Below are 13,106 nucleotides of genomic sequence, written 5' to 3'. Positions count from 1 at the left end.
ATGCGGGGTGTGCAGGCCGGAAGGCCACGGCGGGGCGGTAGCGTGTCGGGGGCTAAAAGTGCGTATCGGGGCCTGATGAGCGGGCAGCGAAAAGGCACAGGGGAAAAGCAGTTATAAGTTGCTGACCGTACTGGAAAAACCTCTCTTCGTCGCCGGACTTCGCAACGGATAAAGTTGTTGTTGAGAATAACTATCTGAGTCTGCCTAAGGGGCTGAATGATATTGGCTTATCTCAACAGTCGCTTGCGGCCAGTATGATCCAGAATGGCGCTTCGCCGGATGAACTTACGGCGGCGCTGGTTAAAAACTCGCAGGGTCAAATACCTGAAGGGCAGGATGCCGTTAAAGGATTGCTGACAGCATGGGCAGAGTTTTTTGGGGTCCCGGTCACTGCATTGACGGCTGACGGAGAAATGACGCCACAACGGGCAGCAGAAATCCTGGCGAGTGGTGTACCTACGAGTGAAGCCAAGCTGGTGCAGTACGTAGCTGCTAAAGCTTTTTTGTCTATTGCGAAAAGTTCAGATCTTGGACTATCACCTTCAAACCAGAAATACGTTGATATCCTTTCACCAGAAGCGAAACAACATATTTTATATGGGGATAGCCCTACGCAAGGGGGACATCTATACCCTGGAAATCCAGGAAAAACAGTCTTTCCTCAAAGTTGGTCAGCAGATAAGGTTGTCCATACTGTGGGAGACATTGCTACCTCCCCCGATACTCAATGGTTTGCTCAAACCGGAACTGGTGGGGCGTATACAAACGCAGGAAGGCCGGCAAGGTGGGTTGCTTGGGAAGAACGAGATGGTGTCAGAGTTCGTGTGGTATACGAGCCCGCTAGTGGGAAAATTGTAACAGCGTTCCCGGATAGTAATCCGACTCCTCCAACTTTAAAGCCTATTAAAAAATAGTGTGGGTGACATGGATATTAATGACAAAATTAGAGAATTTGGTGAAGGATTAAAAGATCGTCTGGAACCTTCGTTAGTTGACTTTGCTCTTGGTTATCTTGGGTATTCAGAGAATGTATTAGCATTCGAAACGCTATGTGATCATATTGCTGATCATGATGTTGTGATCAGTAAAGATGAGTACACGCAAGTGCTTAAAATAGTTAATGATCTTGGTCTGGAAATTGATAGTAGGTATACATATATAAATCCAGAAAAATAACCGCTAAAACGCACAAATGCTCCCAACACCAACGTCAGGAGCATTTTTAAAATCCTAACAATGCGCCAGGTGCTCTTGGCCAGCGGTAGCATATGAAGACGAAAAAGGCGCGTCGGGGCAAAAAGTTGTCGCACTGGAAGTGCGGCAGGCAAAAACGACGGTAATCAACGGAAAGTAAAGGGAAAAATCGGCCTCACCTATGTAATCCGCGTCAGAGAGAGTTGTTGTTGAGAATAACGCGCTAAGCAAGAAAGACAAAATTAATATCTTTGATATCAACCCGATGCTGAAAATCGGGGTTGAGGATGCTGACGGAGAGTTACTGAAAGGCGGCGGTGGAATTGCTAAAAATGATAAAGCCAGCCTCACTGCGAAAGATAGTCTTATTTCATCAGCAAACAAACCAATTAACGGGCAAGGTATGTCTGCTGCAGCAAGAGCCTGGGAAAAGCATGCTGGCAGAGAGGGTGGAACGTTTGAACCTTTAAAAGGAAATGTGGCTCAAAAAAATGAATCTGCGAGTAAGTTTGTTAATGATGTATTGAGTAATCCAAGTACTGTCAGAACAGAGTTATCTCGTGGTGGCGTAGAATATCGTCTACCAAGTGGTCAAGGTATTCGCTATAACTCTGATGGCTCGTTTTCTGGTTTCTTAGATCCAAGAAGGTAAGGCGCATGAATGACGGATTTGAAGTGGATTTTTTTAGTGACTCTCGTTATGAGGAACTGACAGCGGAAATATCTTATAAAGGGCAAATTCTATGTCAGTTGAACAAAGATAAAGGGGTTGATTCAATTGAAATCGAGTTTTTTTCTGATAGCCGAATTTTGGCTGAAACTGTAGTTATGAAATTTCCTGTTGACGATTTTTTAAAAATTTTAGAACAGACGAAAGAAGAATTGATCGGTTAATTTCTGCGTGTTACGTGGAATCTAACTATTTACCCGGAGGGTTCTTTTCCATGTGATGGTGTGTCTAGGTGGAAAGGCGTATCTGGAAAAAATGTTGCTGCGTCAGATATACAGCAGGGAAAACCAGTTGTAAATCACGGAAAGGACAGGGAAAAAACATGCTCATCGCAGCAACCTGCATCGGAAAGAGTTGTTGTTGAGAATAACTACTTAAGCTCTAAAGAAGCACGACAACTTGAACAGGAATTAACCGAATGCAAAGCTTCTGGCGGAGACTGCAAATCTATTGTTCAGAAGTATCTGGATATTAGTAACAAAAACAGCAAGGAGCTGGCTGAGGCCTGTACTGGTGGTGGCGTCGCGTGTGTAACCTGGGAGGAGCTGATTCAGGGAGGAACGAATGTTGCTAATGACCCGCAATCAGGACAATTCAGACTGGATGAAAAACTGAAAGATCCCGATGCGGCAGCAATCGTAAATTATCTCAATCGTTCAGATCTTAAATTCCTAAAAGATAACATTACGGAAGGTGACCGTTTGCTGTCCGTAATAAGCGATCCAACTTCCTGGCCTGTTGCGGTAATGGGAGGTAAGGCCTTTATCACCAATGCAGTCAATAACACTAAAGAACAGCTTATAGCTGTGGGTGTTGGTGTTGGATTAGGGGCCGGTATTCAATACGGAACGACGGGAGAGGTGAAACTTTCAGATCTGATAGGAACCGGCCTGATTGGTGGGATTACTGCCGGTAAAGGTTATAATCCAACCGTGACATGGAATGCAGTAGGCGGTTATTATCAAGGAGAAATAAGTGGAGATGATCCATTCATTTCTGCCATATTAAGTAAGGCTGGTGCCGGTGCTGGTTATGCAACTGGTAACCTTATCAAGATACCAATGGACAAGGTTCTTAACCCTGTATCAAAGCAATATGAGTGGGTCCCGACTGGTGTATGGACCATAACTAAACCAGCACAACAAAGCTCTGTTCCATCAATTATGGGGAATTTAGGTGATTCTTTTGTTTCAGGAGTAGCCGGCGATACTTTGAAGAAAAATGTATCTGGAGGTGAAAATGAGGCTAAATAGTACTAATAAATCCATAAAGGCATTGCTAGTTATGTGTTTTTTTATGTGCATAGCTTTAATTATTCTCGGGATCTTTTCTTACCTTCTTAAGGGGTGGTTAGTTTGGGACTTTGATAAACCTTTCCCTTTCGGAAAAGAGGAGCTCATTACAATTTTAAAAATTAGTTTATTAGGTGTACCAACCGGTTTGGTCTTCTGGATTTTTGGTGTCCGTTAACAAATAATCCATATGTAATGATCGGGATTTTTGTCGTTGAGAATAACTCGCTGAGTGGTGATCGGGCCCGCGAAGCGGCGAAACAGGCTGCTGAATCCCTGAAAAATCAGGTCAGGGAAAAGCTGGGTGACGGTACAACCTCTTCCATCGCGAACGGTATTATCAATGCCCTCGCTGATACCGGTGATGCAGCACTAGGCTCAGCGGATTATGCTGCTGATGCGGCGATGGCGCTGGCTTCCTGTGCAGTGGGCGACAGCTATTGCAGCAAAGCGATGAGCGACCTTGCAGGGAAGAATCAGGCGGTAGCGGATACCGTTACTGCACTGATGCAAAGCGAAACATGGTCATCGGTTGCGGATACGGTTAAACAGGCGGCTGGGGGAAATCAGGCTGCGCTGGAAGCGACAGGTGGTTTGCTGGCTGGCATTATATTGCCCGGTAAGAAATTACCAAATGCTGGGAAATTGGTTGATCCAACTGTAAAAATTGCTACTGGGAATACTGTTGGTGCTTTCGAAGCGAGCCTGTCTAAGCTTCCACCAGGAGAACGAGTAGCTATTGTAAAAGAAACAGTTAATAAAGTTATCGTTGAACAAGGCATGGTGAAAGACAATAGGTTGACCAAACTAAATAATCGAGATGTCTATCGCGGAGTTGATGGCAATTTATATGCACTCGATACCCAACACGGACGATTTGAAGTTGTTAGCCCTAAAGGTAAACATTTAGGCGAAGTTGATTTTTCTATGCAAATAAGAAAACCTGCTGATCCATCTGGCGGTCATAACCTGAAGGTGAAGTAATGAAACTCGTTGATTACAAAGAAAAGGGTATATCGAGAGGAACGGTTTTTAGGCTACCTGCTACTTGGCCATATGAAAAATGGGTCGATTTTATGTTGTTTGAAACTCAAGATGACAAACGGCCATATGGTTTAATCGTTTCATCTGGGTATAAATCAGGACTTTTCTTAATCAAGTTACCTATTGAAAGTATCTCAGGTGAGGGGGGGGTAAGTACGGAATGGGTTATAACCAATTGGGCTAAATGGATATATCCGGAATGTGATGTTGAAGATGTTTATATCCTTGATGGATATGTGGCAACCCCCATTGAATAAACAAAGATCCCGGTTAAAGCGTGCCGGGATCTTTTTACCTACCATTCAGCCAGCGGCCGTATGACTAGTTGCCCGTTCTAAATAGCCGTAGTGGCAGTTGTATCCTTTCCGAATAATACAGCGGTTGTTATGGTTGCTCTTTAATAGCACTGGGAAAATGGGAAACACGCGCAAAACCGCGTATCGGGGCACTAGTGCCTGTCCATCAAAAGTTAGTGGTGGAAAGTATTTATAACTTGCTGAATATAATTGGAAAGTTTTGCTTGGATTGTTGAATCTGCAACAGATAAAATTGTTGTTGAGAATAATGCGCTGGGAGATAAGGACAAGAAACTTCCGATACTGGATATACGTCCGGGGTGGCTGAAACCTGGAGTTGTGGATGCTGATGGAGACATTAAAGGGAATGGAATGTCAAAAGCTTCAATTCCTAAAGTCCCCCCAAAACTACAGCCTTTTACAAACCCGCCTCAGGGACCTGTTATCCCTCAGGGTTGGGTTAGTAAGCCAGGTAGAACACCAGGAAGTACAATTTATTATCCACCAAACACTGACCCGGGCAGTCCGGGAAGCTCATATATTAGAGTGATGCCGCCAGGATCGACCCCGGTTCCTGGGTTAGAAAATGGATACTGGATATCGGTTAAAAATGGTCAGCCAACAAATCCAGCCACAGGTGGCACTGGCACTCGCGGTGAAACTCATGTACCACTACCAACAGACACTATGCCGCCAAAAAGGTAAGAACAATATGATTACTGATGCCGAACTTCATGAATTTGAACAATCTATATTTACCGGAGTAACGGTTGGTGTGGGATCTTTAGTTTTGCTGTTTTCATCAGGCGCTAGGGTAATGATCCAGTGTCCATTTCAGTGCGGGGAAAAAGGACATTTACATACAGGGCATGGTGAGAATTTATCGACTAGTAATTTTTTATTTCCCTTACTTAACCAGGTAGTCAGAAGGTGTTCTGTTGTGGATGGTGAAATACTGAGACTATCCTTTGATAATGAAAAATATATACAAGTTTTGCCTGAAAATAACGGGTTTGAGTCTTATGTTATTACTACAAGTTATGGGGATTACCCCGTAATTACTTACTGAACGGGTACTGGTTCTTGCGTTAGGATCTTATCAGTTGCTCTTTAACAATTTTGCTGGATAGTACAACAAACTGAAAAGGCGCGTCGGGGCAAAAAGTTGCCGCGCCGGAAGTACAGCAGGGAAAAACGGTTGTAACTCACGGAAAGCACAGGGAAAAAACGTTATCATCACAGCAATGTGCACCGGAGCGAGTTGTTGTTGAGAATAACTCGCTGAGTAAGGATAAAATCTTCGACATCAACCCGATGCTGAAGATCGGGGTTGAAGGGGCTGATGGCGATCCGCTGAAAGGCGGTGGTGGGATAGCAAAAGGCACTAATGGCTCTATGCTGGGTCAAAATGGTGTTCAAACAGCGAGCAAGACTATATGGAAAGGAACTGGTAAAGAACGTATTGATGTTGAAAACCCTAATCCAGGTCAAAGGCCAGGACAGCTACACTATCAAGATAATAAGGGTAATAAGTATATTTATGATCCTCAAACCAACTCGTTCCCTGATGCACCAAAATCAGTTAACAATTTATTGAAGGATCCTTCTTTCAAAAAATCTATAGATAAAGGGATGACTCAATACTTGGGAGAGAAAAAATGAAATGCAACTCACTGATGTTACAAGCATTGTGTAGTGCTCAATGGAGTGATTTGGTCTTGCCAGAAGAGTTAAATTCATGGGTGGAGAAGGGATTTGTAAAGAAAAAAAATTGTGTTTTCCTTGCCGCGTTTTTCCGCTCCTATCCAAATGATAAATATTTATTTGATAAAACTGGTGTTGAGTGCTTTGTCAATTCATTTCATATTGATGATTATGTTACAGAACGATATTTAGACTATTCATGTCTTTTTTGTAATAGCATTATTAATAAATGGTACCAAGAAGGAAATAGTGAAAAATTAAATATGATTATTTCAATGGATGAATTTGGCGCTGTGATTAAATGTCACGTTATACGGCAAGGTGAAAACTGGTTAAGCCATAATCTTGAGCAGTACGAAGATGCTATATTGGTAACAAGCGATATTATAAAGCGATGATCCCTTGGAATGCTTAACAGCGAAAAAAGTTGTAGCTGCAGAAATTTCGTGGTCAAGATTGACTGTAACCGTCTGATTGTAAATAAAAAATAGTGCTATTCTTGCTCAGTCTCGTCGGATAGAGTTGTTGTTGAGAATAACTACCTTAGCAGTAAGCAGATAGATGCCTGGTCCGCTGAAATAAAGTCCTGTCAGGCGAAAGGCGGTGACTGCGGCGGTATTATCAAAAAGTACGAAGAGTTGAGTACGGCACAGCAGAAGCAACTGATCAGTGACTGTGCAGCCAGCCCGGCAACCTGCCAGCAGAAATACGGTGATGTACTGACTGACAGTCTGGCGGTGAAGCAGGCAATAGATCGTGCTCTGGGTGAAGATATCCCGATCAAGATGGTCTACGATCTGACGGCGACTTTTGCGCAGCAAATGCAGGCCGAAGGGGTTGTCGCGACCAACAAAGTCTCGGAAGCACTCCAGAAAGAATACGGTCTGGATGAAGTTCAGGCGGGAATAGTAGCGAGCGCTGCGGCGTCAGCATTTGGGGGAATTAGTAAGGCTAAAGGGAATTCCCAGCCTAAAATTGAACAAATCCTCAAGCCAGAGAAAAACTGGGAAACTGCTCGAAACAAGGCATTGGATCTTGTAGGTAATTTAGGAACGGACTCTAAGCCAGTTATCGGACGTTTGGAGGTCAGCGCTGGTAATGGGAAAGTCATAGGGCGGCAATCCAGCGACGGAAAAGTTGGTTGGCGTGTTGATTATGATCCTGAAAAAGGCACACACATCAATATATGGGATTACTCACAAGGTAAAGGCCCTGGAAAAGCGGTGAAGCAAGTCATACCTTTTGAAGGCAATGAAAAGTCTTTTGAAACAATATTGAAACAGCTAAACAGGTAGAGCAAATGACTTTATTTGATGAGTGTCGGGAAGCACTGAGTGCTGATTTTAATATAGTAGAGGGGCAGGCTCAGCAGGAGGCTCTGGGCATTTTAAATAAGTATCCTCTCGCGAAAGGAAGTGTTACTTGGTCAGAGATCAGGCATTCTGATTATGAGAGTTTTGATGAGCTATTGAGTGCAAACTCTGTAAAAAATGATGACATGTTTGTCTTTGCAGATGATGCAAGCATTCCAGTTTTTAGGTCAAATCTAAGATTAATCGCTGAAAATATCTATGACGTAACAGCTTTATCGCCCAAATTATTCATTTTTAATGATGAAGTGATAATACAACCTTTATTCCCAACTGATATGTTCCGTTTAGGAATCAAGAAATAGTGGGAAAGCTCGCAAATCCCGCCCCTTATGCCGGGATTTTTTTGCGCGTCATCTGCCACAGCTTTACACGGTTTTCCTCTCAACAGCGGGACAGGGTAACAACGCAAAAAAAGCCCGTGGAGAAAATGCAACAGTAAAACCGGCTGTAACTCACGGAAAGAACAGGGAAAAATCGTTATCATCACAGCAATGTGCACCGGAGCGAGTTGTTGTTGAGAATAACTACTTAAGCTCTAAAGAAGCACGACAACTGGATCAGGAATTAACTGAATGCAAAGTTTCTGGCGGAGACTGCAAATCTGTTGTTCAGAAGTATCTGGATATTAGTAACAAAAACAGCAAGGACCTGGCTGAGGCCTGTACTGGTGGTGGCGTCGCGTGTGTGACCTGGGAGGAGCTGATTCAGGGAGGAACGAATGTTGCTAATGACCCGCAATCAGGACAATTCAGACTGGATGAAAAACTGAAAGATCCCGATGCGGCAGCAATCGTAAATTATCTCAATCGTTCAGATCTTAAATTCCTAAAAGATAACATTACAGAGGGTGACCGCTTACTGTCTGTTATCAGCGATCCAACTTCATGGCCTGTTGCGGTAATGGGAGGTAAGGCCTTTATCACCAATGCAGTCAATAATACTAAAGAACAGCTTATAGCTGTGGGGGTTGGTGTTGGATTAGGAGCCGGTATTCAATACGGAACGACGGGAGAGGTGAAACTTTCAGATCTGATAGGAACCGGCCTGATTGGTGGGATTACTGCCGGTAAAGGTTATAATCCAACCGTGACATGGAATGCAGTAGGTGGTTATTATCAAGCTGAAATCAGTGGTGATGATCCATTTATTGCGTCTTTACTGAGTAAAGTAGGGGCTTCGGCTGGTTATGCTGCGGGTAATGTTCTAAAAGTTCCATTTGATAAAAAATTAAACCCAATATCGAAGGAGTATGAATGGATTCCAACTGGTGTTTGGACAATAACGAAACCAGCCCCGCAGCATCCATTGCCCTCAATAATGGGTAATGTCGGCGACTCTGCTGTATCGGGTATGGTTCAGGATAAGCTGAAAGATAGTGGAGGTAAGTGATGAAAGATAGCACTAAGTCATTACTTAACCTTTTATCCTTATGCTGCTCTATGAGCTTGGCGTTGTTTGCCCTGACTATGCTTGGCCGCTTATTAGGGGCATGGTTAGCTTGGGATGTGAATGAGAGCTTCCCATTTTCATTAAAAGATTTAATTGCTTGTCTCAAACTAACTTGGATGGGAGTACCTGCTGGATTTATTTTTTGGTATTTTTATTATCGGTGAGTCTGGTAAAGCATTAAGTCTATATGATGGTGGTGCGGTAGCTTCTCCTGTTAATGAGGGGCGGTAGCGTCTGGGGGGCCAAAAACGCTTAACAGCGCAAAAAGTTGCCGCGCCGGAAGTACAGCAGGGAAAAACGGTTGTAACTCACGGAAAGCACAGGGTAAAATCAGGTCCATTGCAGCCACCTGTGCCGGAAAGAGTTGTTGTTGAGAATAATGCGCTGGGTAACAAGAATGGCAAGCTGCCACCCATTATTCCGATTAATCCATTGAATCCAGGGGTTGTGGATGAGAATGGCGATCCGCTGAAAGGTGGAGGTGGGATAGCCAAATATACAATTAATAAAGGACAACAAAACAAACACATTGAGGGTACTAATGAGTATAAAACTGCGGCTGCTTCATCAGGAAGCCAACGCAGTATCTTAACGGTTGATCCACAATCTTTGTTGCCTCAATTAGGAACAGGGCAGCAAGTCGGGAAGGTAGACGTTGGCTTAGCTGGTTCTAAAGAGCGAATTGATTTTGGTAAGCCTATTGGAAACTTTGTCGATAGAGATACTGGCCTATCTGTGCCTACGACAAAAGGAATCGTTCATTACGGCAAAGATGGTGCTCATATAGTACCTGCACGCCCATGATTGAGAGGTTATGATGAGAAGTAATTATGAAATCATGAAAAGATTAAAATTGTCGATACAATCAGCACTTCTTGGTGCTATTACTGAAAATATGAGAAATATAGCTATAGATATCAGTGAAAACAAAATCATGCTGTATTTTTTTATTAGTGGAGAGATCACTGAGGATGATAGAGAAAATATATCCATAATTGAAACGGAGGTTATAGCTGATTTTGAAGATAAATTTGATATAGAATCCGTTATAAAAAGAGTTGACTATCCAGAATCAATTGTTCTAGAGCGAGGTTGTAGTGTTTTTCAAAGAAAAGAAAGATAGTTATAAACGTAATCTAAAAATCAAACCTACTAAAATTCCGCCCTTGATTGGCGGTTTTTTTTGCTTCGCAATTTTTCGATAAATACTGAATCCATCCCGGCAGGCTATTTTACGATAGCTGTAAATAGACCCGTTTTAGTTCCAGGTGTTTTTTGAGATCCCGGCCAAATGATTGTGTTGCCGATATTCCTCCGGCGTCATATTGTTCAGTGATTCATGCGGGCGTTCACAGTTATATTCTGACACCCATCTTTCAGTGATTTCCCGCACTTCATTCAGCGTTCTGAACAGATAAAAATCGAGTATTTCTGTACGGTATGTCCGGTTAAAACGCTCGATGAAAGCGTTCTGCGTCGGTTTACCCGGCTGAATAAATTCCAGTTTTACTGCATGTTGCTCTGCCCATTCAGCCAGTGCAAGTGAGATAAATTCCGGACCATTATCCATACGTAGCATGACCGGATAGCCGCGATTTGCCGCGATCCTGTCGAGTACACGGACCACGCGCAAAGCTGGTAGATTCAGATCGATTTCAATCGACAATGCCTCACGGTTAAAGTCATCAACGACATTGAACGTGCGAAAACGACGGCCACAGACCAGAGCATCATGCATAAAATCGACAGACCAGCTCTGGTTCAGCGCTTCCGGTGTGGCCAGTGGCGAGGGATTACGCACCGGCAACCGTTGTTTGCCTTTACGACGAAAATTCAGCTTCAGCAGACAATAAATACGATGGATCCTTTTGTGATTCCACGGGTATCCCTGCCGCCGCAGAACCTGGAAAAGTTTTGGAAAACCGTACCGTGGGTATCGCTCTGCCACTGCCTGCAACGCGGCAATAACGGGTTCGTCACGCGTGGTATCCGGACGGTAATGGTAAACCGTTCTGCTCAGGTTCAGACTCCGGCAGGCCAGACGGATACTGAGTCCAAATGTCGTTATCAGATGAGTGACCAGCTCACGCTTAAAGGCTGGTTTTAAAGCTTTTTTTCGATAACGTCTTTCAGCGCCCGGTTCTCAAGGCTCAGGTCGGCAAACATCTGTTTGAGACGTCGATTCTCGTCCTCAAGATCCTTGATCTTTTTAATATCAGAAGCCTCCATGCCGCCGTATCTGGACTTCCAGTTGTAGTAGGTGGCTTCAGAGATACCGGCCTCCCGGCAGACATCTTTAACGGTTCGTCCGGCTTCAACCGATTTAATTACGGCAATGATCTGATGCTCAGTAAAACGGGCTTTACGCATAGTGATCTCCTTTGTTGGCAGAGTGATTATGCCGGAGGATCTCTAAATGTGAATGGCACGATTATGCGGGATACTTACACACTGAAAGAACGGGAAAAACGTTATCATCACAGCGACATGCACAGGAAAGAGTTGTTGTTGAGAATAAATCGTTAAGTCTGGTAGTCAGAGGTTGTGCGGTTGCAGCGCCCTGCCGGACAAAGGTTGCGGAGCAGTAGCTGGCAATGGGGGGGCAAAGCTGGGCTGACGGGGCAGTGGCGAAGACGCTCGCCGACAAACTGACTGCAGACGAACTGGATCACCCCGTCACATACGGGGAACAATCAATTTTCAGTTCAGCGCATTGACTCAGCATTTTTGCAACTCATCTATATAATCAGCGTACCACTGCATCATTTCTCTACGACCATCAAGATATTGCGCATGGTTGTACGTCCCGCGAATGCTGTTTTTATCTACATGGGCTAGTTGCATTTCAATCCAGTCAGAATGAAATCCATGATCGTTTAGTATTGTGCTCATGGTGTGACGAAATCCATGAGCGGTAACTCTGTCTAGCCAGCCCAGCTTTAACAAGTAGTAATTGAACATACGACGGGCGCGTGGCTTTTGTGGATTATGACATCCAGGAAAAATAAACTGAGATTGTTTTGTTTGTGTTAATATTTTGATGGTTTTCAATATTTCAATAGCTTGTTTTGATAATGGTACAATGTGTGGTCTTTTCATTTTCATTCGTTCTTTAGGGATCTCCCAGATGGCTTTATCCAGATTGATTTCATCCCAGACCCCCCAACGTAGCTCAACAGAACGTAATCCTGTGATGATTAACAATCTGGTGGCTAATTGTAATATGGGATTACTTGTCGAGTCATAGAGTTCTCGTAAAAATTCGGGAAGAGCTTCAACTTCTAGGCTCAGATGATTTTCGCTTTCAGGTGATGCGAGAGCACTGGAGAGATAATCGGCAGGATTAGACTTTGCTCTGCCGGTTATGATTGCATATGTAAATACCTGTAGGCAGGCGTTTCTTGTTTTTCTGAGAGTTTCCAGCTTGTCTGTCGACTCAATTTTTCTCAGGCATGTTAATACTTCCATAGGGGAAATCTCAGTAACAGGTCTGTTGCCTATGAAGGGATACACATAATTTTTTAACCGGCTTTCAGTATTTTTCCAGTAATCCTGACCCCACTGTTGTTTTTTCGACAGTAGCCATTCAGTAGATAATGTTTTAAACGTATTTGTTTGTTCCGTTCTGTGTATCCGTTTTTGATTTTGTTTTTCTTGCGATGGATCTTTGTTCTCAGCCAATAATTTTCTGGCTTCATCACGGCGTAGGCGTGCCTGAGCAAGGGATACGTCAGGATAAACACCGACTGCCAGCTTTTTTTCTTTACCTGCAAAGTGGTACTTATAACGCCAATATTTCGCTCCTGAGGGCTTAACCAGTAGGTACAACCCCTGACTGTCTGTCAGTTTGTACTCTTTCTCTTTGGGTTTGGCATGTTCAGCTTGTCTGGCAGTCAAAGGCATAGTTATATTCCTTTTCATTTTAGAGCCCCATAAAAGGCCCCGAAATGATACTTGAAATAGGTTGATTTTGGTAGACCTTGGTTGATAATGTTTTTTTTAATTTATTGTTTATAATGTATAT

The 13,106-nt window shown here is 43.5% G+C and carries 16 protein-coding genes and 2 pseudogenes; 16 read left to right on the top strand and 2 right to left on the bottom strand.

Annotated elements, in window-relative coordinates:
- Positions 1-254: 254 nt before the first annotated feature.
- The 16 genes and pseudogenes from ACU8YC_RS21745 to ACU8YC_RS21670 all read left to right on the top strand — a co-directional run bounded on the left by ACU8YC_RS21745 (position 255) and on the right by ACU8YC_RS21670 (position 10,205).
- Positions 255-914 (top strand): EndoU domain-containing protein, encoded by a 660-nt coding sequence (locus tag ACU8YC_RS21745; protein WP_446895734.1) that lies wholly within the window; start codon positions 255-257, stop codon positions 912-914.
- A gap of 10 nt (positions 915-924) precedes the next feature.
- Positions 925-1,176 (top strand): MafI family immunity protein, encoded by a 252-nt coding sequence (locus ACU8YC_RS21740; protein WP_446895733.1) that lies wholly within the window; start codon positions 925-927, stop codon positions 1,174-1,176.
- A 283-nt stretch (positions 1,177-1,459) separates the two neighbouring features.
- Entirely contained in the window at positions 1,460-1,846 is a 387-nt protein-coding gene (locus ACU8YC_RS21735) for a hypothetical protein (protein WP_446895739.1), read from the top strand.
- Between the two features lie 5 nt (positions 1,847-1,851).
- The gene (locus ACU8YC_RS21730; protein ID WP_146717465.1) at positions 1,852-2,088 is read left to right on the top strand and encodes a hypothetical protein; all 237 of its coding nucleotides are present in this window, start codon (positions 1,852-1,854) and stop codon (positions 2,086-2,088) included.
- A 60-nt stretch (positions 2,089-2,148) separates the two neighbouring features.
- Positions 2,149-3,177 (top strand): hypothetical protein, encoded by a 1,029-nt coding sequence (locus ACU8YC_RS21725; RefSeq protein WP_446895732.1) that lies wholly within the window; start codon positions 2,149-2,151, stop codon positions 3,175-3,177.
- Positions 3,178-3,429: 252 nt separating this feature from the next.
- Positions 3,430-4,200: pseudogene (locus ACU8YC_RS21720) on the top strand (hypothetical protein); the annotation flags it as partial.
- Positions 4,200-4,517, top strand: a complete 318-nt coding sequence (imm45, locus tag ACU8YC_RS21715; RefSeq protein WP_446895731.1) for an Imm45 family immunity protein — start codon at positions 4,200-4,202, stop codon at positions 4,515-4,517. The pseudogene ACU8YC_RS21720 and the gene imm45, both read left to right, overlap by 1 nt.
- A gap of 625 nt (positions 4,518-5,142) precedes the next feature.
- The gene (locus ACU8YC_RS21710; RefSeq protein ID WP_446895730.1) at positions 5,143-5,625 is read left to right on the top strand and encodes a hypothetical protein; all 483 of its coding nucleotides are present in this window, start codon (positions 5,143-5,145) and stop codon (positions 5,623-5,625) included.
- 245 nt (positions 5,626-5,870) lie between these two features.
- Positions 5,871-6,218: a hypothetical protein gene (locus ACU8YC_RS21705; RefSeq protein ID WP_446895729.1), complete on the top strand. Its 348-nt coding sequence runs from the start codon at positions 5,871-5,873 to the stop codon at positions 6,216-6,218.
- Positions 6,219-6,232: 14 nt separating this feature from the next.
- Positions 6,233-6,658 carry a hypothetical protein gene (locus ACU8YC_RS21700; protein ID WP_446895728.1) on the top strand — a complete coding sequence of 142 codons (426 nt, stop codon included), beginning with the start codon at positions 6,233-6,235 and terminating at the stop codon, positions 6,656-6,658.
- A 114-nt stretch (positions 6,659-6,772) separates the two neighbouring features.
- Positions 6,773-7,555: pseudogene (locus ACU8YC_RS21695) on the top strand (VENN motif pre-toxin domain-containing protein); the annotation flags it as partial.
- A gap of 5 nt (positions 7,556-7,560) precedes the next feature.
- Positions 7,561-7,935 carry a CDI toxin immunity protein gene (locus ACU8YC_RS21690; RefSeq protein WP_446895727.1) on the top strand — a complete coding sequence of 125 codons (375 nt, stop codon included), beginning with the start codon at positions 7,561-7,563 and terminating at the stop codon, positions 7,933-7,935.
- Between the two features lie 382 nt (positions 7,936-8,317).
- Positions 8,318-9,022 (top strand): hypothetical protein, encoded by a 705-nt coding sequence (locus tag ACU8YC_RS21685; protein WP_446895726.1) that lies wholly within the window; start codon positions 8,318-8,320, stop codon positions 9,020-9,022.
- Positions 9,022-9,246 carry a hypothetical protein gene (locus ACU8YC_RS21680; protein WP_446895725.1) on the top strand — a complete coding sequence of 75 codons (225 nt, stop codon included), beginning with the start codon at positions 9,022-9,024 and terminating at the stop codon, positions 9,244-9,246. Before ACU8YC_RS21685 ends, ACU8YC_RS21680 begins: the two co-directional genes overlap by 1 nt.
- Before the next feature lie 187 nt (positions 9,247-9,433).
- A complete protein-coding gene (locus ACU8YC_RS21675; protein WP_446895724.1) occupies positions 9,434-9,886 on the top strand; it encodes a polymorphic toxin type 50 domain-containing protein in 453 nt (150 codons plus the stop codon).
- 10 nt (positions 9,887-9,896) lie between these two features.
- On the top strand, positions 9,897-10,205 hold the full coding sequence (locus tag ACU8YC_RS21670) for a hypothetical protein (RefSeq protein WP_446895723.1): 309 nt from the start codon (positions 9,897-9,899) through the stop codon (positions 10,203-10,205).
- 135 nt (positions 10,206-10,340) lie between these two features.
- Here the strand turns inward: ACU8YC_RS21670 and ACU8YC_RS21665 are convergent.
- Together ACU8YC_RS21665 and ACU8YC_RS21660 are read right to left on the bottom strand one after the other, a co-directional pair.
- Positions 10,341-11,452 (bottom strand): IS3 family transposase gene (locus ACU8YC_RS21665; RefSeq protein WP_446895722.1). Its coding sequence is split into 2 segments (ribosomal slippage): positions 10,341-11,191 and positions 11,191-11,452, totalling 1,113 coding nucleotides; the frame shifts between segments, so codons are not numbered across the junction.
- Positions 11,453-11,800: 348 nt separating this feature from the next.
- Complete coding sequence (locus ACU8YC_RS21660) at positions 11,801-12,985, bottom strand: tyrosine-type recombinase/integrase (RefSeq protein ID WP_446895721.1); 1,185 nt, start codon at positions 12,983-12,985, stop codon at positions 11,801-11,803.
- Between the last annotated feature and the right edge of the window lie 121 nt (positions 12,986-13,106).

The sequence above is a fragment of the Citrobacter sp. VF227 genome, assembly GCF_052950715.1.
Note: the sequence above shows the minus strand (reverse complement) of the source record. Positions and strands in the feature narration are given on the sequence as shown.

What these genes read in the sequence shown, in the direction of transcription:
- ACU8YC_RS21745 (WP_446895734.1), top strand. Translation starts at nt 255, where the DNA reads ATGATCCAGAATGGCGCTTCGCCGGATGAACTTACGGCGGCGCTGGTT.
- ACU8YC_RS21740 (WP_446895733.1), top strand. Translation starts at nt 925, where the DNA reads ATGGATATTAATGACAAAATTAGAGAATTTGGTGAAGGATTAAAAGAT.
- ACU8YC_RS21735 (WP_446895739.1), top strand. Translation starts at nt 1,460, where the DNA reads ATGCTGAAAATCGGGGTTGAGGATGCTGACGGAGAGTTACTGAAAGGC.
- ACU8YC_RS21730 (WP_146717465.1), top strand. Translation starts at nt 1,852, where the DNA reads ATGAATGACGGATTTGAAGTGGATTTTTTTAGTGACTCTCGTTATGAG.
- imm45 (WP_446895731.1), top strand. Translation starts at nt 4,200, where the DNA reads ATGAAACTCGTTGATTACAAAGAAAAGGGTATATCGAGAGGAACGGTT.
- ACU8YC_RS21710 (WP_446895730.1), top strand. Translation starts at nt 5,143, where the DNA reads ATGGATACTGGATATCGGTTAAAAATGGTCAGCCAACAAATCCAGCCA.
- ACU8YC_RS21705 (WP_446895729.1), top strand. Translation starts at nt 5,871, where the DNA reads ATGCTGAAGATCGGGGTTGAAGGGGCTGATGGCGATCCGCTGAAAGGC.
- ACU8YC_RS21700 (WP_446895728.1), top strand. Translation starts at nt 6,233, where the DNA reads ATGTTACAAGCATTGTGTAGTGCTCAATGGAGTGATTTGGTCTTGCCA.
- ACU8YC_RS21690 (WP_446895727.1), top strand. Translation starts at nt 7,561, where the DNA reads ATGACTTTATTTGATGAGTGTCGGGAAGCACTGAGTGCTGATTTTAAT.
- ACU8YC_RS21680 (WP_446895725.1), top strand. Translation starts at nt 9,022, where the DNA reads ATGAAAGATAGCACTAAGTCATTACTTAACCTTTTATCCTTATGCTGC.
- ACU8YC_RS21670 (WP_446895723.1), top strand. Translation starts at nt 9,897, where the DNA reads ATGATGAGAAGTAATTATGAAATCATGAAAAGATTAAAATTGTCGATA.
- ACU8YC_RS21660 (WP_446895721.1), bottom strand. Translation starts at nt 12,985, where the DNA reads ATGCCTTTGACTGCCAGACAAGCTGAACATGCCAAACCCAAAGAGAAA.